This window comes from Cupriavidus sp. GW822-FHT06G04 (assembly GCF_058799075.1).
Genome location: NZ_JBXALD010000012.1, coordinates 58,852 through 79,173, shown reverse-complemented (window position 1 = coordinate 79,173; position 20,322 = coordinate 58,852). Strand labels below are relative to the sequence as shown.

The window sequence follows — 20,322 nt, the reverse complement described above, 5'->3', positions numbered from 1 at the left end:
CCGGTATCGATGCACGGCGAGAATGGCTGGCGTGCGGCGCGAGGCGAGCCGCACGCCAGCCGTCACACGCTCAGAATGCCCAGCACGAACAGCCGAGCGCGCCCCAGAAGGTGCTTTCGTCCGAAGTCGGCGCGTTGGACGTCCACGCCTTGGCATGCGCGTGGCCATGGACGCCGCACGAGCTGGCGCAGCCGCACGCGGTGTTCAGCGCCAGCGCACGGGCCTGTGCGTCCGGGCGCGGCTGGTAGCGGCTGCCGTGGCGCGCGGGCGACCAGTCCGGCATCGCGGGCGGAATCTCGGGCGAGTGCTTGCCGAACTCGCTGTCGCCGTAGACCACCTTGCCGCCGAGCACGGTCATCACCGACGTGATGTCCTGGATGTCGTCGCCGGGCACGCTGAAGTAATCGGCCGACAGCACCGCCAGATCGGCCAGTTGTCCGGCCTTGATCTGGCCCTTCTTGCCCTCTTCGGACGAGAACCACGTATTGGCCTCGGTCCACAGGCGCAGCGCCGTTTCGCGATCGATCAGGTTGGCCTGCGGATACATCGACAAGCCACCCACGGTCTTGCCGGTGGTGAGCCAGTACAGCGACACCCACGGGTTGTACGAGGCGACGCGCGTGGCGTCAGTGCCCGCGCCCACCTTGACGCCCTTTTCCAGCATCTTCTTGATCGGCGGCGTGGCCTCGGCGGCCTTGGCGCCGTAGCGCTCGACGAAGTATTCGCCCTGGTACGCCATGCGGTGCTGCACCGCGATGCCGCCGCCCAGCGCGGCGATGCGGTCGATATTGCGATCGGAAATGGTTTCGGCGTGGTCGAAGAACCAGTTCAGGCCGTTGAACGGCACATCCTTGGCCACCTTCTCGTAGACATCGAGTGCGCGCGAAATCGTCTCGTCATAGGTGGCATGCAGGCGCCAGGGCCAGCGCTTTTCGGCCAGCAGGCGAATCACCGGTTCGAGATCGGATTCCATCGACGGCGGCATGTCGGGACGCTCGACGCGGAAGTCCTCGAAGTCGGCCGCGGTGTAGACCAGCATTTCGCCCGCGCCGTTGTGGCGATACAGGTCGTCGCCCTGGCCCGGCTTGACGGTGGAAGTCCAGGTCTTGAAGTCGGCCAGTTCTTCCTTGGGCTTCTGCGTGAACAGGTTGTAGGCCAGGCGCACCGTGAGCTGGCCGTCCTTGTGCAGCTCCTCGATGATGTTGTAGTCCTCGGGATAGTTCTGATAACCGCCGCCGGCATCGATCACGCCGGTCACGCCAAGGCGGTTCACCTCGCGCATGAAATGGCGCGTCGAATTCTTCTGATACTCGGGCGGCAGCTTCGGTCCCTTGGCCAGCGTCGCGTACAGGATCGTCGCGTTGGGCTTGGCCAGCAGCAGGCCGGTGGGATTACCCGTCTTGTCGCGGATGATCTCGCCGCCCGGCGGGTTCGGCGTGTCCTTGGTGTAGCCCACCGCGCGCAGCGCGGCGCCGTTCAGGATCGCGCGGTCGTACAGGTGCAGGATGAAGACGGGCGTATCGGGCGCCACGGCGTTCAGTTCCTCGATGGTCGGCAGGCGCTTCTCGGCGAACTGGTGCTCCGTGAAGCCGCCCACCACGCGCACCCATTGCGGCGCGGGCGTGCGCGCCACCTGATCCTTCAACATGCGCATCGCGTCGGCCAGCGAGCGCTCGCCGTCCCAGCGCAGCTCCATGTTGTAGTTCAGGCCGCCGCGGATGATGTGCATGTGGCTGTCGATCAGCCCGGGAATGGCGCGCCGGCCATTCAGGTCGATCACGCGCGTCGTGGGCGTCGCAAGCTTCATGACCTCGTCGCGCGTGCCCACGGTGATGAAGCGGCCATCCTGGATCGCCACGGCCTCGGCCTGAGGATTGGCGCGGTCCAGCGTGGCGAACTTGCCGTTGACGAGGATGAGGTCTGGAGTCGGGTTCGATGACATGGCGAAAAGCTCCGAAGAGGCGGCCGCGCCCAACGCGGCAGCCGAGGCGATAAATTGCCGGCGGGAAACTGACATGGGCGTGGCGCGGCTTAGGCGTTCAGGAAAGCCAGCAGGTCGGCGTTGACCTGATCGGCGTTGATGACACACATCCCGTACGATGCGCCGGGATATACCTTGAGCGTGGCGTTCTTCACGATTTTGGCGGACAGCCGGGCCGAGTTGTCGATCGGCACGATCTGGTCGTCGTCGCCATGCAGGATCAGCGTGGGCACCGTGATCTTCTTCAGGTCTTCGGTGTAGTCCACTTCCGAGAATTCCTTGATGCACAGGTACTGGCCCAGCACGCCACCGGCCATGCCCTGCAGCCAGAACGCGTCGATGGTGCCTTGGGAAGGCTTGGCGTTGGGGCGGTTGAAGCCGAAGAACGGCACGGCCAGATCCTTGTAGAACTGCGAGCGGTTCTCGGCAACGCCGCGGCGGATGTTGTCGAACACTTCGAGCGGCAGGCCATTCGGATAGGCGGCGCTCTTGGCCATGGTCGGCGGCACGGCGCCGATCAGCACGGCCTTGGCGACGCGCGCGGTGCCGTGCCGACCGATATAGCGCGCCACTTCGCCGCCGCCGGTGGAGTGGCCAACCAGCGTGGCGCCCCGGATGTCGAGCGCATCGAGCACGGCCGCCAGATCGTCGGCGTAGGTGTCCATGTTGTTGCCCGTGGCCGGCTGGTCCGAGCGGCCATGCCCGCGGCGATCGTGCGCGATCACGCGGAAGCCCTTCTGCACCAGGAACAGCATTTGCGCGTCCCAGGCGTCGGCGTCGAGCGGCCAGCCATGCGAGAACACCACCGGACGGCCCGAGCCCCAGTCCTTGTAGAAGATGCGCGTGCCGTCGCGGGTGGTCACGTAATGGCCTTGGCTGCCGTGGCGGCCCGCCGCAGCGCGATTTGCAGCAGTGGCGGCATCGGCCGCGGCCGGCGTAAGCGCGGCCATCGATGCCACCGATGCGGCAGCAGCGCCCAGCGTGCTGCCGACCAGCAGCTTGCGGCGCGAGGCGTCGAGTTGTTCGGATTGGGCTTGAGGGGCGGTATTCGACATGAGGCTCTCCGGCAAGAATTTATTCAGTTTGTTTGATATATCGATCCAGGCGGCGCTGGCTGGGCTGCTGCGGCTGCGTACGCTGTCGATGGACCGAACTTTAATGATCGGCATGAGGTTCTTGCCGCACCCATGCTGTACATTTCAATCAAAATTTTTCAACATTGCTGCATGCCCGGTCGCCGCTGTCGGGCAGTTGGCGTTTGATGGTGTCGTTCCAGCGTCGGCGCGGCCGTTCGGCGGCGAGCAGGGAAGCGGCAATCGCCCGCTGCCGGACCCCGGCGCGGGCGATGCGAGCGACGCCGCCCGCGCTGGATTCGACCAGGCCGGATCAGCGCGCTGCGACCGGGGCGATCGATTCGTGCGGGGTAGCCGTGCGCTGCGCGGCCTTGTGCACCATCGTGTAGGCATAGTCGACACCCATGCCGTAGGCGCCCGAGTGTTCCTTGACCAGCTTCATCACGGCGTCATACGTATCGCGATGGGCCCAGTCGCGCTGCCATTCCAGCAGCACCTGCTGCCACGTCACCGGCACCACGCCCGCCTGCACCATGCGTTGCATCGCGTAGTCGTGGGCTTCCTTGGACGTACCGCCCGACGCATCGGCCACCATGTAGATCTCGTAGTCGCCTTCGAGCATCGCGCACAGCGCAAACGTGGTGTTACACACCTCGGTCCACAGGCCGGCCACCACGACCTTCTTGCGACCGTTGGCGGCCAGCGCGTCGCGCACCTTCTGGTCGTCCCACGAATTCATCGACGTGCGCTCGAGCGTCTTGGCATTCGGGAAGACGTCGAGGATTTCGGGATAGGTGTAGCCAGAGAACGACTCGCTTTCGACCGTCGTGATGGTGGTCGGCACATTGAAGATCTTGGCGGCCTTGGCGAGGCCGACGACGTTGTTCTTCAACGCCTGACGATCCATCGACTGCACGCCGAAGGCCATCTGCGGCTGATGGTCGATGATGATCAGCTGGCTGTTTTGCGGGGTCAGCACTTCGAGCTTGGGATTGGACATGGTGAGGCTCCTGGGAACAGCGGTTGGGCGGGGGGCGGATCGCGCCTGAGCGCACCGGATCGCGGCGCGGCCCGCAGATGGGCGACGGCGACGGATGTCGTCGCCGGGACGCTTGCTGACGGCAGCACGCCGCGCAAGACGAAACCGGTCCGCGCTTGCAGGCGAAGGACAGGCATCGGTGTCGCGAACGGCGTGAGTCGACAGCGCTGTAGCGTAGTGGCGCGCCACGCGCTGCGCCATACGCTCAAGGTCTAAGTGCGCTACGACAAGTGCCGCATATTGACCGCCGCACACGGTCCTGCGGCTTGCGGCGAACATCGGCGGCCCGGGGTTTTACAAGAATTCACACGGGCGCGGCCATGCGGCGGCGGGTGCGCGGGGCGATGTGTGGCAGGGGATGTGTGGCAGGGGATGTGTGGCGGGGGATGCGGGAGGGGTGCAGCGGAGGATTGCGCGGAGGATTGCGCGGGGCTGACGTTGGGGATCGAGCGATCCTTGCGTGTAGACCGGCGCATTGCTGGCGCCGGGATTCGTAGGCGAAGGGGGCGGGTTGGGCCGGCGGTCAGCTCTCGAATTTGCAGAGGCCGAGTTCGACTGCCATCAGCACCATGTCGGCAAAGGTGCGCGCCTGCATCTTGCGCATGGCCTGGCCGCGATAGATCTTGACCGTGGCCATGCTGATGCCGAGCACATCGGCCACCTGCTTGTTCATCAGACCGCGCACCAGCAACTGCATGACTTCCTGCTCGCGCACGGTAAGCGCGGCAAAGCGGTCATGCAGCGCTTGCTCTTTCGACACGGTCCGGCGCCGCGCACGGTCGCGCTGCAAGGCTTCGTTCACTGCATCAAGCAGATCCTGGTCGCGGAACGGCTTGGCGATGAAATTGAGTGCGCCGGCTTTCATCGCGGCGGCCGTCATGCGCACATCGCCGTAGCCCGACAGGAAGATGATCGGCACATGGACGCCGGCACGCCCGAGGCGCGTCTGAAGGGCGAGCCCGTTGTCGCCGCGCAGTCGCACGTCGAGCACGATGCAGCTGGGCAGATCGGGGAGCCCGCGCGCCAGCAGGTCTTCGCCGGACTCGAACAACTCTACGGCAAGGCCGACCGAGCGAAACAGATTGGACAACGCGTTTTGCATGCCGGTGTCGTCGTCGACAACCAGCACCATTCCGTCCGACACGTCGTCCTGAAAACATGCACTGCCACCCACAGCTTCCACATCGCTCACTTTCTTGATCTGCATGTTCGCTCCTACGGCCCCGCCGCTGATCGTGTCCCCTGCGCGGCGGCGACCGGCAAGGTCGACCGCCTGGCAATCATCCAACTGCTCCCAGCGGCGATGGGCGCACGTTGCCTGCGCCAAGACGATGGTATCGGCTCGGTCAATACAGCGCTGTGAAAAGATATAAACGCGCGACTGCGTGGCGGGGACGTCGGACGCAGAGACTATCGCAAAGGTAGTCGAGGTTGTCGCTACGGTCGTCGCACCGCGCGCGGCAAATTCGTGGCGAAAATTGGGAAGCCATTTTCGGTGTTGATGATGCAGGTGGAGATCGTTTCGACTTATTCAGTAGATGAGTAATGATTTCGAACAGAATGCATCAAAAAGTCTTCCGACGAATGATCCGAAAAATGCGGTGTCCACGCGGCAGTGCCGCGGGTCCGAGCGTCCCATGGGCAAGGGGCGATATGGCGTATACGCCGTATACGTATACGCGTTGCGCGTCGGCGACCATTCGCCACCAGGCCGGAGAACAGGTGCCGAGTGCGCCGGAAAATTTGCGGAGCGTACTCAATGCTGCGTATAAATTTCCTTTTAAATCAATGCGCCAGAAAGACCGATACACATCGATGCATTTGCCCGGATTGGCGTGCCAATTTAGCCCTGATTGCGGATCGAAGCGACATCTGAGCGCACAGTGATGACGACGGCGGGGCCTGGAACTTCGACCCTCTCGAAAGTGGCGCGAATAATGTGGGCGCAGTCGGGACACTTGAAGGGATGAATGACGGGCAGGCTCAAAACGGCTTCAACATTCGTTTGCTTGATTGCCTGCGGTGCGGCGTGCCGTCGATCGCTTTGGTTGGTCGGCATTAGGTGGAGAGCAGTTGGGACGTGCGCTGGGCTGCGATGCAGGGACGGCTCCGGGGTTGCCTCGGAGCGACTAATTGGGGGCGGTGACGGGCCTGTGTGTCGCGCATGGATCGGTGAAAGGCAGTCAGCGGCGGCGACGGCGTGCCGGCTGAACGTCGGCGCGAATCCGGTACGGGCCATTCGGCGGCGTGACATCCGTTGGTTTTGGAGGGAAAGCGCATACGAGGGATTTGCGCGGTTTGAGATTTGCTCGGTCGACCAGCCCGGGTGAGGTCGGCTTTAAGTCTGGTCACAGGGATAGGAACAGCGCGGCAGGCACCCCGAGGGTTGGCGACGCAACTGGCGCGTAGGCGGTCATTGCATCGCGATCGGCCGCCGCACGGGGCCCCTTCGGCTTCGGCCCCAGTTCGCCCTTCTGTGGCCAATTTGCCCCCAAAGTCGCCCGGAGAGGCATTTGCCGGCGCGCGCGTCGGTGGTATGCTCCGCGTGCGGCACGATTACAAAATAATTTACATTGCATTTGGATATGCAGAACCGGCCGGTTGAGATCGAGCGACATTTTTTTCGGTTGTAATTCAGTCACTTACGTACAGGCGGCATGTGGCGCGGACGTTGCGCCAAACGGGCCTGCCGGGCGCCGCTTTTGATCGGGGTAGTCGCGTTGCGCGAGGCGCACGCCCTGGACTAAGTGATTTTCTAAGCACTTTATATCGATGGCCGACGAGCGCGATACCCTTGCCGCGACCAAGCTGACCCGGACGGAATTTGCCGTCGTGCGTGCCTATGCGCAGGGCATGCGCCCCGTCGATATCGCCAATCGCTACCTTGTCGATCCCGACGACGACGACGTGCTGACCGAGCATCAGGCGGTGCAGCGGATCCTGGCACTGCGCGACCGGCTGGTGCAGTTTGCGCTCCAGCACGATCGGCCCGACATCGCCGAGATGTTCGAGGCGCTTCGCGGGCGGTCCGACAGCGGCATCACCCGTCGGGTCGACGCGTTGTCGTCGATCGAACAACTCGGGCAGGGGCGCCCGCTGCCAACACATCAGGTGTCGCTGTGGTTCGGGCCGAATCTGGCGCGGCGTCTGGTCGCCGCCAACATTCGCACCATTGCCGACCTGGTGGCGCTGGCGAACCGACGGGGCACCAGTTGGTGGCGGCATGTGCCCCGCGTCGGGCAACAGTCGGCGGAGACGATTTTGCGTTGGCTGCGACAGCAACAGCCGCAGCTCGGCACGGAAGTGCGCCCGTATGTAGTTTCCCCGTCACAAATAGTGGATATTAAGCCACTTTATGCCGCCGCTTTATCGCCTTCCATGCGGCAGCCGCTGCCATTCGAGCTGATGCAGCCGCCGTCGGGCACGGCGGTATGGGAAGTAGAGTTGGCGGCTGATCTGGCGCTTGTGCAGGGGTGGCTGGGGCGCAGGCAATCCAGCCCGAATACCTGGAAAAGCTACCGCCGAGAGGCGGAGCGGCTGGTGCTGTGGACCACGCGGCAGCGACGATCGCTACAAAGTCTGACCGCCGACGATTTGCTCGCGTACCAGGCTTTCCTTGCCGATCCGCAACCTGCGGCGTTCTGGTGCGGGCCGTCGGGCGCGCGAGATCGCGAGCACTGGCGGCCTTTCGAAGGTCCGCTTCGATCCAGTTCCTGCGACGCAGCGTTGAGGGTCGTTCGCAGCCTGCTGCGGACGATTCGCGCCGAAGGTCCGGTCAGGCGAGGCCGGGCTGCACGGCGTTCTGGCGAGCCGGATGTCGGAGAATCGATCGCGGCGGTAGGCGCGGCAGGGGGCGCGTCGATGGGCGGAGAATCATCGGATTTGGCGCAAAGCGTACCCAATGCTGCGAGCGAATCGCAGGCTATCGAACGTTTTCTGATGTGGCTGGCCGACGATGGAAACGACGGCTCTCCTCGCCAGCGCGCCGCATTGGCGGCGGCGCTATTGGTAGCGCGTCATGGTGTTCGCATCGCCACGCTGCCGTTGCTGACGCTTGCGCATGTGGAAGCGGCGGATGATGGCTGGTGGTTAAGTCCAGCTGGCGAGCGTGCGTCGTCCGAAGAGGAGATCGCGCTGTCGGACGATGTCTGGACCGCGCTTTGCGCGCATTGGAAGGATCGCGGTGTCGCCTGGGATCGCCATGTCGCGCATTGGCGCGGCGATACCGCGTTGCTGGCGCCGGCGGAATTTCCCGACACGCGGCGGGGACGGGCCAAGCGCTTGCGCGCAACAGCCGGCTATGCGGCCAGCGGTCTGGATCAGTTGTTGCGCGCAAGCTGGCGGCGTTTCGCATCGCTGCACGCGGATGTGCCCAGCGCGTTCACCCCCGGCATGCTTAAGCGCGCTGGTGCTCCGTCGACCGGGTCGGCGCCGGGATAGGGCGCCGACGTCAGAGCTAGATCAGGGTCTTGTCGAGCCCAAAGCGCGACTTGAGAACTTCCACAAGATCTTCGCGTGCGTTGCGATCGGACAATTGCACGTCCAGCATCACGCGCCCCGAGTCCCACTCCTTGATCGTGCCAAGCAGCTGGCCCGATTCCGTTCGGATCTTGTATTGCCGGCTGATTTCCTTGACCTTGCGTGATTTGCCGTCCTGGGCCTGTTTGCGGATCGCTTCGACTTCGCGGCTGGAGAGCCCATCGTTCATGATCCGCGTGGCCAGATCACGGGTGCGGTCTTCGCCGGCGATCTTGCAGTACAACGTCAGTTCGTAGCCGGCAGCGATGCCGATGGCGCTCGGCCGTTCTCGCATCACCGCGATCACCGATTCCGGCAGTTTGAGCAGCGCGAGCGTCTTGTTGACCGTGCCCGCCGACATGCCCGTAAGTTCGCAAATGTCCTCTTCCTTGAGCACCTTGCCTTCGTCCAGCAGTTGGCGCCAGGCGATGGCGTTGTCGAGCGCCGACTGATCGGAGCGCTGTTCGTTCAGCAGGAACGACAGTCGGTAGAAATCGAGGTCGCTGAGATCGTCCTCGATAAAGCATTCCATATCGAGCTTGCCGGCCGAAGCCAAAGCGCGCTTGCGATAGTGCCCGTCGATCAGGATGTAGTGCCCCGGCCGCGTGGGATCCGGTGCCGCCAGACCCGGCGTCTTTTGGCCATGCGTGGCGATCGAAGCGGCTCGTTCCTGTACCACGGCGGGGTCGTAGATCCGGCGCGCATTGAACGGGTTGTCGTGCAGTTGCGTGAGCGGGATGCGGATCAACTGGCGGCCCTGCTCCGCCGCAGCGCCACTTTCAGCGCTGAAAGTGCCGACTGCCTGGCCGTTCCGCTGGTTCTGCAGCAGCCCGTTTGGATGTTCCGACAGCGCAGCTTCGGCGCGCGCAAAGCGGTCCAGGGCGTCGTTGCGGGTCTTTTCCGCGGCCATGCCGGCCAACATGCCAGCCTTCAGGCTTTTCAATTTCGTTGCCATTCGTATTACTCAATCAAGGACAGCACTTCATCCACCATCATGTCCACCTCCTGGATGGCCTCGCGCGCGCCCGGCACGCCGTGCACGGTGCAGCCGATGGCCTGGCATTCGCGGAACGCCGAGCGGGACCCAATCATCGAGTTCAGCAAGGGCACGTCGCCGTCGTCGCCCAGAATCTCGATCGCCTGACGCGCGATGGACACCCGTCGCTGAACCATATTGGCCATGACGCGGATCTGTAGCGTTTCGTTTTGCACCTGGGCGTGCTGCGCCAGCGTCTTGGCCGCGACCGCTGCCCAAAGGTCTGGCGGCGAGGGCACTACGGGAATAATCGCCAGATCGGAGATCAGCAGCGCACTGGACGGCGCGGCGGAGTGCACCGCGGGCGGGCAGTCGACCAGGATGTAATCGTAGTCGTTCACAAACTTGCGGACCTCGCGGTGCATGGCGCCTCCGGACGGCGCCAGCCCGATGACCGAAGCAGGAAACGGGCGGTCGTCGGTGGCCTGCGCAGCCCAGCGCGTAGCCGTGCCCTGTTCGTCCATATCGACCAGCATCGAGCGCGCGCCCCGCAGGCCAAGCGTGCCAGCCAGATGCATGCTGACGGTAGTCTTCCCGCAGCCGCCCTTCTGGTTGAAAACGGTGATGATTTTTGCTGCCACTACGGCCTCACTTTCAGCGCTGAAAGCGCGAATGATGATGTTCAGTTAAGGCGAAACTTTAGCCAAATCGACCGTGCGCTACAACTCATTTTTTAAAATTCAAATTGATGTAAAACATCGCCCTACGGAGCGCTGCCCAGTGCAGGAACGGCCAGATTCCAACGCGTGGACTATTGCGGGATTCTTCTTCTTGAAAAGCGGTAGAGAAAGCGCCTAAAGTAAGAGCAGTGCGCATTACGCCGCACATGACACCGCAACACAATGTGGTTATGATGCCCGCTACAGTCGAGTCAAGTCGTGTCAACCTCGTTGGCTTCCGTTCGGTATCTACGAGACTTCAGCGTGCTTGAACGGTTGTTTGCGTTGTGTAAACGAACTTGCTTCGAAAGGAAATTCTTATGGCAACCGGTACGGTCAAGTGGTTCAACGAGACCAAGGGTTTCGGCTTCATTACTCCGGATGATGGCGGTGCGGATCTGTTCGCCCACTTCTCCGAGATTCAGGGTTCGGGCTTCAAGACCCTGAAGGATGGTCAGCGCGTGACGTTCGAAGTGAAGCAGGGCCCGAAGGGTCTGCAAGCTTCGGCCATCAAGCCGGCCTGAAGCGAACCACCGATATCTCCGGGCTGTCTGCAGGCTGACTGACCGGTAGAGCGAAAAAGGCAAGCATCGTGCTTGCCTTTTTTGTTATCCGCCCACACTCGGCGCCGCCGCGGCGTCAGCCCAGCTTGCGCACGCTGGTACGGGACGGCTGCAGGATCAGCGCTTTCGAGGAATCGGCATCGACCTTGGCGCCCGGATAAACGACCAGCACGTCCTTGAGCGCCTTGCGGAACAGCGCGCGGAACTTGCGCTCGCTCTCGGTTTCGGTGCCGAACTGCATCTGCAGCGCTTCCCAGGGGATCTCGGTGCGGCGCTGGATCGTGAAGAAGCGGTAGGTCAGCCACGAATACACGTCCAGGGCGAAAGGCGACTGCTTGAGTGCCTTCAGCGCGCGCATATCCACAGGCACCGGCCGATTCACAAGCTCGTTGAAGAACGGCTCGGACAACACCACAAAGCTCTCGAACATCGAACCCTGGCCCGGCTGCATAGGGTCCCACCACGTCGAGAGCTGATCGGCCAGCAGATAGCCCACACGGTCGATCGAAAGCGGCTCGTGATTGGGCGCCTGGTTGGGCACTGGCGTCGATTTGTTCTGCACGATGGCAATCGTGGCCGAGAACAGACGGATCATCTGCTGGCGAACGAGCGTCATCGTCCCCCGCTTGCCGCCGGTGGCCATCGGAATGCCAAGGTTGTACATGAACTCGGACAAGGAATTGCCCAGCGAGATACGACGGTCCTCGACCGTTCCAGTGAACTCGCCGCGCTTTTTCTTGGCCATGATCTCCTTGCCGATCCAGGCCAGCATCAGACGCGGATAGGAGCCGTAGGGATAACCCAGCGATACCGTTTCGGATACCAGCTTCTGGCGCCCGTTCGACGCGCGTTCGGAACGCTGCTGCGTGAAGTAGCCAGGCTGAATCATCAACGAAATGTTTCCGCTGGTGCGCGTCCAGACCGGCGGCGCACCCTTGGGCGCGCGATAGGGCAGCGTCACCTGTACGCTTGCGCGGCTAAGGAAGCCGACTTCCCCGCTTTGCCAGGCGTCTTCCCGTTCCATCGCCTGGGCTTCGTCGAAGAGGCGCTGGAATTTCTCGGATGGGACGAGGACGTTCTCGTTGCCGGGAACGATGATGCGAGACGGCTCCGTGTCCCCTTCCGGGGCAGAGCGATCCTCCTCGATGGCCATAGAGCGTTTGATCGGCATATGCATGGGTTTCGGATTACCCGCCTTTTTACGCGATCACGTATACGTTGTCACGCAGAAACGGGTACGTATACGTGCTTTCGGCTATTTCTGCGCGGTTGTCAGCGCGTGCTTGCTGCCGACTTGCGTTCTGGCCCGCGCCGTGGCTGGCCGCCCGATGTCTTTTTCTTGCAAGCCGATTGTGTTGATGGCCGGTATTTCCGGCGATTGGCGAGATGGCTGCCATACGGTGGGCAACCCTGTGGGGTTGTCCACGGTTGGCGGCACATCCACTACAAGTAAACGATACCGATACGGGTTAACTACTCGTAAACCGTATACGGAGCGATCGCGCCATTGATTTGAAAGGACTTCTTACCCCTCGCCGTACCCGATTCTGCGCGCAAACGTACTCGTTTCTGCGACCGGCCGAACCTGAATCTGCGACAGACCGAACCCGTTTCAGCGACGGCGGCGAACCCTGATCTGCGGGGATAACTCACGGATTCCACAGGCTTTTCCACAGCCGGACGGGCTCCAGGCGTACCCGATTCTGCGCAGGGTAGCTCAAAGCGGCATCGATCACATGCCGTAAAGCCTTCACAGGCTTGCCGAAGGCCCCTTATCCACGCAGAAACAGGTACGGAGAAACCATTGGCAGCGGCTGCGCCGCGCCGATGCGTACCTATTTCTGCGTCACAAAGCCCCGAAACCGTACCCGCTTCTGCGGAAAATGGCTTGAACGCCCGAATCCCCCGTAAACGTACCCATTTCTGCGGCGTACCTGTTTCTGCGAAGTGTCCGGTACACCGCAGCGAACCTCGCGGCGTACCCAATTCTGCGCGCCCACAGGACAGCGGGATTCAGCCAGCCGTACCTGTTTCTGCGCCGCGTGTGCGGTCGTGGATGTCATGTCGAGATCGGCGCCCACGTATACGCGTGCGCCTGCCCTAAGCAAGCACCAACTTTCGACCCGCGCCTGGAAATCGGCTTCCAAATCCAGGCGTACCCAGTTCTGCGTGCGCTGGATGTATACCGATAGCTGAAAATTCCCGGGCCACTATTGGTCCGCTGCATAGCGTACCTATTTCTGCGCGCCAACCCGGTTAACTACCGTACCCGTTTCTGCGGCATGGTCGCGTGGCTCGCTACGTATACGTGCGCAGCGCGGCTTGCGTACTCGTTTCTGCGGGGATAACCGGTATGCCTAAATATCGCGCGGGATAAGTCGACTCGAGGGCGCTGGCCAATCTGCATTGGCAGGCAAAAACGGCTCGGGGCGTACCCATTTCTGCGGCCGCCTAAGTCACAGCAGATTGCTGCGCCGCCGCGGACGCGCCCCCAAGCGTACCTATTTCTGCGTGCCAAATCGGCTCCAGAGGCGTTGTCGCAGCGCCGCACGAAGGCGATGCGTACCCGTTTCTGCGTCGATTTGCGAGGCGCGGTTGGGGGGAGCCCGCAAACCGCATGGACATGAGCGGACGGCGGGAATGGCTGCGCGGGGAAATCCAGAAGAACGGGAACCGAAAAACGACAGGAAAGCGAAGGAAAAAAGCGTAGGAAAAAGCGGAGGGAAAACCCCGGGCGAAAGCGCTGGGATAAGCGGGGGGAAACGGAGCGGGAAAAGCGTAGGGAACGTCCCTCGGCGCGCCCCCACCTCCAACCAAACGAAAAAAAACCCGCCGGTGAGGGCGGGTTTTTGTAGCGTCGCGGCACGTCATGCAGACGTGCCGGGAGCCAGGTCTTTACACCGGCGAAATGTTCGCGGCTTGCAGACCCTTCGGGCCGTTCTTGACTTCGAACTGCACGCGCTGATTTTCTTGCAGCGACTTGAAGCCCTCAACGCGAACTTCCGAGAAGTGCGCGAACAGGTCATCACCGCCGGCGTCCGGCTTGATAAAGCCAAAGCCCTTGGCGTCGTTGAACCACTTTACGATACCGGTTTGCATGGTATTGCTTTCCAAATAAAAGAAAAAAGAAACCGATGGTGCATTCACCACCGTACTGCCAACTCAAGGAAAGGACACCATGGACAACCGAAGTACCAAGACGGTGGCTAACGAATGAACTGTTGCCTCGTCGCTTGAATCTGGCGGAGATTTATACGGGGGAATGCGATCCGAGTCAAGGCAGGGAATTCCCCCAACGTGGACTGGTCTGCGCATATCGCCTGTGGGATGATCCCGCCATCTTACGAAATGTCGGTGGGAGCGCAGCGGCATCCACTTGTCAGAAGACCGCCCGCACCGCCAACCACTGGAGACTCCAGCCATGACTTTGCCCGATCCGGCTCAACGCCCTGACGGCCCATCCGCGTCCGCCCGCCTGCACCCGGGCGCCAACCAAAACTTCGTCGAGCGGGTGTTCCGCTTGCGCGAGCACGACACCAATGTGCGCACGGAAATTCTTGCCGGCGTCACGACTTTCCTGACGATGGCCTACATCATCTTCGTCAATCCCAGCATCCTCGGCGATGCGGGTGTGCCGAAGGATGCCGTGTTCGTGGCCACCTGCCTGGCTGCCGCAATCGGCACGCTGATCATGGGCTTCTACGCGAACTATCCGATCGCCATGGCGCCCGGCATGGGGCTGAACGCCTACTTTGCCTATACCGTGGTCAAGGGAATGGGCCTGCCGTGGCAAGCCGCGCTGGGCGCGGTCTTCATCTCCGGCTGCCTGTTCCTGCTGGTCACGCTGTTCCGCGTGCGTGAAGCGATCGTCAAGGGCATTCCACAGGCGATTCGCGGCGCCATCACTGCGGGCATTGGACTGTTTCTGGCGATCATCGCATTGCACAGCGCCGGCATCATCGCGGGCAATCCGGTCACGCTGGTCACCATCGGAGACCTGCACCAGCCGCCCGCGGTGCTCGCCATCATCGGATTTTTCGCGATTGTCGCGCTGGACCGCCTCAAGGTGAAAGGCGCAATCCTGATCGGCATCCTGCTTACGACGATCCTGAGTTTCGTCTTCGCGGGCAATCAGTTCCACGGCGTCGTGTCGATGCCGCCCTCGATCTCCCCCACATTATTTAAGCTCGATATCTCGGCGGCGCTATCCATCGGCATCGTCAACGTGGTGCTGGTGTTCTTTCTTGTCGAACTGTTCGATGCCACGGGCACGCTGATGGGCGTGGCCAACCGCGCCGGGCTGCTCAAGGCCGGCAAGATGGATCGGCTGAACAAGGCGCTGATGGCCGACAGCACGGCCATCATGGCCGGGTCGCTGCTGGGCACATCATCGACCACCGCCTATATCGAAAGCGCATCGGGTGTGCAGGCCGGCGGCCGCACCGGCCTGACCGCCGTGACGGTCGCCGTGCTGTTCCTGGCCTGCCTGTTCATTGCGCCGCTGGCGGGAACGGTGCCGGCCTACGCCACGGCGCCGGCCTTGCTGTACGTGTCCTGCCTGATGCTGCGCGAACTGGTCGATATCGACTGGAATGACGTGACCGAAGTGGTGCCCGCGGTGCTGACCGCGCTGGGCATGCCGTTCACGTATTCGGTGGCCAACGGCGTGGCCTTCGGTTTCATTTCCTACGCGCTGCTGAAATTGCTGACGGGACGCGCGCGCGAAGTGCCGCTCATGGCGTGGATCATCGCGGTGGTGTTCCTGTTCAAGTTCTATTACCTGCCCGGTCACTGAGTGGTCGGCGGGGCGCGGCGCCGGTCGCTGACGAATCCGCTTCATGAAACAACCAGGGACGGCGTGGCATACCGTCCCTTTTTTCATGGGCCGGGCCGCTTCAAACATTCAAAATGAAAACGATGCCATTCGCCGCCGACGCCGATCTCGTGCGTACCCGATTCTGCGTATGAAACGCGACGACGAGAATCCAAGGCGTACCCGTTTCTGCGCAAAATGTAAGTACTCATTAACCTAGCGCTCCGGTCCCTGGGCGCTTTCCAAGTCTCATACAAAAGTATGAGACTTGGCTGAAAGCGAACATTCCGGGCTGGACAAAAGGGGTGAAATGCACTGAACTACAGGCGTGGCAAAATTTTGAGGGCGCGCACTAGCGCCCTTTGTTGACTCCGGGATAGCAGGGCGTTGCGCCGCTTCGACAACGCGCCGATCGACGGCCAGACCAGCCCGCGGAACGCAAAGGCGACGACAGAAAGCGACCCGCCAAAGAACAGACCGTCCTGCGCAAGGGCGGCTTCGCCACCACAAAACACAGAGCGCACGGAACGCACGTGCGCCGGACAATACAGCTCGAATCCAAAAGCAGAGACAGTGGTAATAGCGAACGTGTAGTGCCGGGGGATGTTGTTCAACGGGGAACAGATCATGACCGCAGGAGAAATCCGGCGTCCCGCCATCGGGCCCATCACAGAATCCGCCAATCAGTCGGGACATCGCGTCTTGGCCGCTTTGGGAGAAGCTGCCGCAGCCGTCGCGATACACGACGCGCAAGACGATTACGCCGTGACCGACGTAGTCAACGTGCTGGCCGAAGACACGGAAGTGTCGCCCCGCACGCGCGCCGCGGTGGAACGGCTGCTGCAACGCCATCGGCTGCAGGCCGAAGAACTGACGCGTCAGCGTGCGCTGTTGCAGGAATGGATCATCAGCCAGCTTACCTACAAGGCGCTCTACTACCAGTATTCCGGACAGAAGCCCGAGGCACCGAGCGTCGAGCTGATGCGCGAAAAAGACATGGTGCGTCGGCGCATCCGCGACGAGCTCTACGGCGGCCGCGAAGCACTTGCGGTGGTTGAACAACCGTCTCGCAGTCTGTCCAGATCGTGATCCACCAGACGTTGCGCGCGGGTCGGACCGCGCAGACAGCGGAACCCGAGCGGGCCCGGTGGCCCGCATCCGCATGTGCGGAGCCGGGCGCCGTTACCAACAAGAAGCCCAACGTCAGGGAGAACGTCATGGACCGATTGTGCAAGGCGCCCGCACGCTCCGCACAAATCGTGCTCGTGTCGCGCTATGAGGATTTTGGATTCAACGCCAGCCAGTTTGGATCGGGATGGGAGATCCGCCGCGTGCAACAGGTGCGAGACCTGGAACGCGTGGTGCGCGGCAGCGCCCCGATGGCCGGCATTCTCGACCTGCAGACGCCATACGGCGAGGCCGAACTGAATCAGCTAGAACAGGGCCTGCAGCATCTGCATGTGATGTGGGTGGCGATCACGTCGACGGCGATGCTCGAGGACGACCGCGTGCGCCGCCTGATCCGCGACTACTGCGTCGACTACGTGCGCACGCCGTTCTCGTTCGACGAACTGCTCTATACGCTCAAGCACGCGCATGGCATGGCAAGTCTGCACGGCGCGCGCCTGCCCGAGGCGCCCACCGCGCGCGGACCGATGATCGGCGAATGTGCGCTGATGCGCGCCATGTTCCGCTCGCTGGCCAAGGTCGCGCACAACGAGGCGCCCGTCTTTATCTCGGGCGAATCGGGCACCGGCAAGGAACTCGCGGCGCAGGCCATCCACGAGGCGTCGAGCCGCCGCAAGGGTCCGTTCGTGGCGATCAACTGCGGCGCCATTCCATCGCACCTGGTGCAGTCGGAACTGTTCGGTTACGAGAAAGGCGCGTTCACCGGCGCCAACCAGCGCAAGATCGGCTGGATCGAACAGGCGCAGGGCGGCACGCTGTTTCTCGATGAAATCGGCGACCTGCCGCTCGAAAGCCAGGTGGCGCTGTTGCGCTTCCTGCAGCAGGGCACCATCACGCGGCTGGGCGGTCATCAGTCCATTCCGCTGGACCTGCGCATTATCTCGGCGACGCACGTGGACCTGATCGCGGCGCAGGGCGATGGACGTTTTCGTCCCGACCTGTTTCACCGGCTCTGTGTGCTCACGCTGGCGATCCCGCCGCTGCGCGAGCGCGGCGAGGACATCCTGCTGCTGGCCAACGCCGTGCTGACCGAGCACGGCCACGAGGCGCACCGGCGCATCCGCGGATTCTCGGCGTGCGCGACGCAGGCGATGATGCAATACACGTGGCCGGGCAACGTGCGCGAGTTGATCAATCGCGTGCGGCGCGCCATCGTGATGACTGACAACCGCAAGATCACGGCCGAAGATCTCCAGTTGCATGGCGGCGTGGAAGTCCCGCGCAAGACGCTCGATGCAATCCGCGAAGAAGCGGAGCGCGAGGCGATTCGCACGGTGATGGCCAGTCATGGCTTCCATGTGGTGCCGGCCGCGCGCGAATTGAACGTGTCGCGCGTGACGCTGTACCGGTTGATGCACAAGCACAATATCCGCGTCGATCTGCAACCGGGCGCGCCCGCCGAATAGGTTGCGGCGGCGTTGCGGTCGCGTGCGGGAAGGATTTGTTTTGCAGCGGCCACGCCACGCATGCGCCCGGCGCAAGCCTGGCGGAAATCATGGGCCTCGATCAATGCGGCGCGGGGCCGGAATCAATGCGGCTGTCCGGGCGCAGTGTCGTGACGTCGATGGTGGCGACGCGCGCACCTCTCGCCCATGATCGGCTGGCATAAGGGCTGGCATCGAGCGCCAAGGGAGACCCGGCGACGTCCGCTCGCCGGATCCCCTTTGTCCCGTCGCCCGGACAGCGGCGGCAGGCTAGCGCGGCTTGGCCCGCGCAAGAAACCAGGAAACCAGAAACCCCTGGCCGGGCTTCAGGTCATGCCCACCTTGCCGCGCCTGCCGCGTGGCGTCGCGTTGTCCTCCTGCGGGAAATGTCCGGGCGTCAGATCGCGCGGATCGGACACACCGTCGCGTGCCTGCCGCCGTTCGGCCGGCGTCGGCGCAATCGGCGACTCGCTCTTGTCCGGACTGAACTGCAGATCGCCCCAGGCCCAGCCGAAGGCGCGCACATAGCTATCGTTGCTGACCGCGGCGTGGCTGTTGGGATTGGCCGCGTCGGGGCGGTCGAAATATGCGTAGTTGCCGGCCAGTGCCGGCGCGGCCGCGGTGGAGAGCACGGCCAGTGCGATGGCGGTGACGACTCTGGCGTACATGGGTGGCTCCCTCCCTTGCTGGAAAAAGGTGCCCGCCGGGGGACGGAGCACGTAAACCGGTTTAGGTGCGCGCCCGCGAAAAAGCAACGTGCGCGTGCCCGAAACCCTTGCCAACCCGCAAATAAAGTGCGCCCGGGATGTCTCGGCCGCTCAGCAGCCGGGATGACCGTTGCGCTGCCGGCTGGCCGACGCCATGAAGCCGCAGTTGGCCGTTGCGTAATACGTTGCGACAGGGCGTACGGGCTGCCGCGGAAACGGCAACAGCGGCGGCGAGAGCAAGTCCCTCACGGTGGAGGCGCGGCCCGCAAGTCGATGGGCGCGTCGGCGTGCCGTCATTCGCGCTGGTGGATGGCGCATGGCGTGTCTACTCCTGCGTGCAGTGCTTCTTGTTTTGTGGACTCGTGTTTCTCCCGCACGGATATAGAGCGACAAGCGTGCCAATCGACCGCAAACGGTTGTTTTACAAGGGATGCGGGCAAGTGTCGCGAGCCGGTTTGCGCGCAATGGGCCGACGGCGGCCGCAATCGGTTACGCCGCTGTAACGGCAAGCGGACGGCAGGGCGCGCGATGTGGCAAGCCGTGCCACCCCGGTCGCGCGATCTGTCTGCCTGATACCGCAGCATCGCGGGCCCAGGGTGGGAGCGGGGCCGACTATTCGCGCCCTAATGCAAACAGAGGTGTCTGTTTTGCGAAGCTTGCGGCGTGTCGGGGTGCCAAAACGATGTCGGCGTCCCAGGCCTGTCCCGATGCCGGCTCACTGGTGCATCTGGTTGCACGCCTGAAACCCGCTGACGTTCGCAGAAACGGGTACGCATACCTATGTCGGACTTCCTGCCGACAAGACAGATGGGCGAGGCGCTGGGCATCACGCGGATCGCCGTGGCGGCGCGGTCCCGTTCCGAATGAATGGCGCGCGCCTCGCGCATTACGCTCGTTACGACAGCTACGATCGCCGCGTGACCGGCGCGCCGACGTGTCCCCTGTCCCGCCCGAGGCTAGGGCCGTGCGGCGCCCTGGGAGGCAGAAGCGCCCGACGTCGGCGGTGCGGTCATCTGGCTCGAAATCGGCTTGGGGCCTGGGCCGGGCTGCTGGTTGCGCTCGCAACCGGCGATGGCCAGCAGGCATGTCATCGCGCTCAGCGTGAAGAGCGCGGACCATGCGGCGTTGCGCCGCGCGGGCAAGGTGACGATCACGGTAGCCTCCTGTTTCCGGCCGTGCGCCGCGCCAGGGCGTCCGACCCGGCATGTGCGTGTCCGGCATGGGTGTGTGAATTCACTGTAGCAGGTTGCGTGTGCGGCGCTGGGCGCGGCGACCTATGATGGACAACACACATCAGACTCTGCCTGACAGACGCTGCGAA

At 63.1% G+C, this 20,322-nt stretch carries 16 protein-coding genes; 5 read left to right on the top strand and 11 right to left on the bottom strand.

The window, feature by feature from the left end:
• Nucleotides 1–70: 70 nt before the first annotated feature.
• From AC1RKI_RS24010 to AC1RKI_RS23995, 4 genes are all read right to left on the bottom strand, one after another.
• On the bottom strand, nucleotides 71–1,942 hold the full coding sequence (locus AC1RKI_RS24010) for an amidohydrolase (protein WP_492797759.1): 1,872 nt from the start codon (nucleotides 1,940–1,942) through the stop codon (nucleotides 71–73).
• Between the two features lie 89 nt (nucleotides 1,943–2,031).
• Nucleotides 2,032–3,036, bottom strand: a complete 1,005-nt coding sequence (locus tag AC1RKI_RS24005) for an alpha/beta fold hydrolase (protein WP_492797761.1) — start codon at nucleotides 3,034–3,036, stop codon at nucleotides 2,032–2,034.
• Between the two features lie 331 nt (nucleotides 3,037–3,367).
• Nucleotides 3,368–4,054: a hydrolase gene (locus AC1RKI_RS24000; protein ID WP_061955634.1), complete on the bottom strand. Its 687-nt coding sequence runs from the start codon at nucleotides 4,052–4,054 to the stop codon at nucleotides 3,368–3,370.
• Nucleotides 4,055–4,616: 562 nt separating this feature from the next.
• Nucleotides 4,617–5,225 carry a response regulator transcription factor gene (locus AC1RKI_RS23995; RefSeq protein WP_061955739.1) on the bottom strand — a complete coding sequence of 203 codons (609 nt, stop codon included), beginning with the start codon at nucleotides 5,223–5,225 and terminating at the stop codon, nucleotides 4,617–4,619.
• A gap of 1,640 nt (nucleotides 5,226–6,865) precedes the next feature.
• Here AC1RKI_RS23995 and AC1RKI_RS23990 point away from each other — a divergent pair.
• Nucleotides 6,866–8,533, top strand: coding sequence for a phage integrase family protein (locus AC1RKI_RS23990; RefSeq protein ID WP_492797763.1), 1,668 nt, complete (start codon nucleotides 6,866–6,868; stop codon nucleotides 8,531–8,533).
• A gap of 16 nt (nucleotides 8,534–8,549) precedes the next feature.
• Here AC1RKI_RS23990 and AC1RKI_RS23985 read toward each other — a convergent pair whose 3' ends face one another.
• Both AC1RKI_RS23985 and AC1RKI_RS23980 read right to left on the bottom strand, forming a co-directional pair.
• The gene (locus tag AC1RKI_RS23985) at nucleotides 8,550–9,566 is read right to left on the bottom strand and encodes a ParB/RepB/Spo0J family partition protein (protein WP_150981800.1); all 1,017 of its coding nucleotides are present in this window, start codon (nucleotides 9,564–9,566) and stop codon (nucleotides 8,550–8,552) included.
• 5 nt (nucleotides 9,567–9,571) lie between these two features.
• The gene (locus AC1RKI_RS23980; RefSeq protein WP_061955640.1) at nucleotides 9,572–10,228 is read right to left on the bottom strand and encodes an AAA family ATPase; all 657 of its coding nucleotides are present in this window, start codon (nucleotides 10,226–10,228) and stop codon (nucleotides 9,572–9,574) included.
• 398 nt (nucleotides 10,229–10,626) lie between these two features.
• Here AC1RKI_RS23980 and AC1RKI_RS23975 point away from each other — a divergent pair, with 398 nt between their 5' ends.
• Complete coding sequence (locus AC1RKI_RS23975; protein ID WP_006159056.1) at nucleotides 10,627–10,830, top strand: cold-shock protein; 204 nt, start codon at nucleotides 10,627–10,629, stop codon at nucleotides 10,828–10,830.
• Nucleotides 10,831–10,945: 115 nt separating this feature from the next.
• Here AC1RKI_RS23975 and AC1RKI_RS23970 read toward each other — a convergent pair whose 3' ends face one another.
• Nucleotides 10,946–12,040 (bottom strand): replication protein RepA, encoded by a 1,095-nt coding sequence (locus AC1RKI_RS23970; protein ID WP_061955642.1) that lies wholly within the window; start codon nucleotides 12,038–12,040, stop codon nucleotides 10,946–10,948.
• A gap of 1,724 nt (nucleotides 12,041–13,764) precedes the next feature.
• Entirely contained in the window at nucleotides 13,765–13,968 is a 204-nt protein-coding gene (locus AC1RKI_RS23965) for a cold-shock protein (RefSeq protein WP_061955744.1), read from the bottom strand.
• A gap of 322 nt (nucleotides 13,969–14,290) precedes the next feature.
• Between AC1RKI_RS23965 and AC1RKI_RS23960 the strand changes: the two genes are divergently transcribed.
• Nucleotides 14,291–15,664: an NCS2 family permease gene (locus AC1RKI_RS23960; protein ID WP_061955645.1), complete on the top strand. Its 1,374-nt coding sequence runs from the start codon at nucleotides 14,291–14,293 to the stop codon at nucleotides 15,662–15,664.
• Between the two features lie 338 nt (nucleotides 15,665–16,002).
• On the opposite strand, the gene AC1RKI_RS23955 is transcribed toward AC1RKI_RS23960, so the two are convergent.
• On the bottom strand, nucleotides 16,003–16,296 hold the full coding sequence (locus AC1RKI_RS23955; protein WP_492797767.1) for a hypothetical protein: 294 nt from the start codon (nucleotides 16,294–16,296) through the stop codon (nucleotides 16,003–16,005).
• A 151-nt stretch (nucleotides 16,297–16,447) separates the two neighbouring features.
• Between AC1RKI_RS23955 and AC1RKI_RS23950 the strand changes: the two genes are divergently transcribed.
• Both AC1RKI_RS23950 and AC1RKI_RS23945 read left to right on the top strand, forming a co-directional pair.
• Complete coding sequence (locus AC1RKI_RS23950) at nucleotides 16,448–16,771, top strand: hypothetical protein (RefSeq protein ID WP_492797769.1); 324 nt, start codon at nucleotides 16,448–16,450, stop codon at nucleotides 16,769–16,771.
• Between the two features lie 128 nt (nucleotides 16,772–16,899).
• Nucleotides 16,900–18,276: a sigma-54 dependent transcriptional regulator gene (locus tag AC1RKI_RS23945; RefSeq protein WP_061955651.1), complete on the top strand. Its 1,377-nt coding sequence runs from the start codon at nucleotides 16,900–16,902 to the stop codon at nucleotides 18,274–18,276.
• A gap of 344 nt (nucleotides 18,277–18,620) precedes the next feature.
• Here AC1RKI_RS23945 and AC1RKI_RS23940 read toward each other — a convergent pair whose 3' ends face one another.
• Both AC1RKI_RS23940 and AC1RKI_RS23935 read right to left on the bottom strand, forming a co-directional pair.
• Entirely contained in the window at nucleotides 18,621–18,962 is a 342-nt protein-coding gene (locus tag AC1RKI_RS23940) for a hypothetical protein (protein WP_061955653.1), read from the bottom strand.
• Nucleotides 18,963–19,957: 995 nt separating this feature from the next.
• Entirely contained in the window at nucleotides 19,958–20,155 is a 198-nt protein-coding gene (locus AC1RKI_RS23935; RefSeq protein WP_061955655.1) for a hypothetical protein, read from the bottom strand.
• Nucleotides 20,156–20,322 lie beyond the last annotated feature (167 nt).

Coding starts and splice junctions, on each gene's coding strand:
- AC1RKI_RS24010 (WP_492797759.1), bottom strand. CDS start 1,942: ATGTCATCGAACCCGACTCCAGACCTCATCCTCGTCAACGGCAAGTTC.
- AC1RKI_RS24005 (WP_492797761.1), bottom strand. CDS start 3,036: ATGTCGAATACCGCCCCTCAAGCCCAATCCGAACAACTCGACGCCTCG.
- AC1RKI_RS24000 (WP_061955634.1), bottom strand. CDS start 4,054: ATGTCCAATCCCAAGCTCGAAGTGCTGACCCCGCAAAACAGCCAGCTG.
- AC1RKI_RS23995 (WP_061955739.1), bottom strand. CDS start 5,225: ATGGTGCTGGTTGTCGACGACGACACCGGCATGCAAAACGCGTTGTCC.
- AC1RKI_RS23990 (WP_492797763.1), top strand. CDS start 6,866: ATGGCCGACGAGCGCGATACCCTTGCCGCGACCAAGCTGACCCGGACG.
- AC1RKI_RS23985 (WP_150981800.1), bottom strand. CDS start 9,566: ATGGCAACGAAATTGAAAAGCCTGAAGGCTGGCATGTTGGCCGGCATG.
- AC1RKI_RS23975 (WP_006159056.1), top strand. CDS start 10,627: ATGGCAACCGGTACGGTCAAGTGGTTCAACGAGACCAAGGGTTTCGGC.
- AC1RKI_RS23970 (WP_061955642.1), bottom strand. CDS start 12,040: ATGCCGATCAAACGCTCTATGGCCATCGAGGAGGATCGCTCTGCCCCG.
- AC1RKI_RS23965 (WP_061955744.1), bottom strand. CDS start 13,968: ATGCAAACCGGTATCGTAAAGTGGTTCAACGACGCCAAGGGCTTTGGC.
- AC1RKI_RS23960 (WP_061955645.1), top strand. CDS start 14,291: ATGACTTTGCCCGATCCGGCTCAACGCCCTGACGGCCCATCCGCGTCC.
- AC1RKI_RS23945 (WP_061955651.1), top strand. CDS start 16,900: ATGGACCGATTGTGCAAGGCGCCCGCACGCTCCGCACAAATCGTGCTC.
- AC1RKI_RS23940 (WP_061955653.1), bottom strand. CDS start 18,962: ATGTACGCCAGAGTCGTCACCGCCATCGCACTGGCCGTGCTCTCCACC.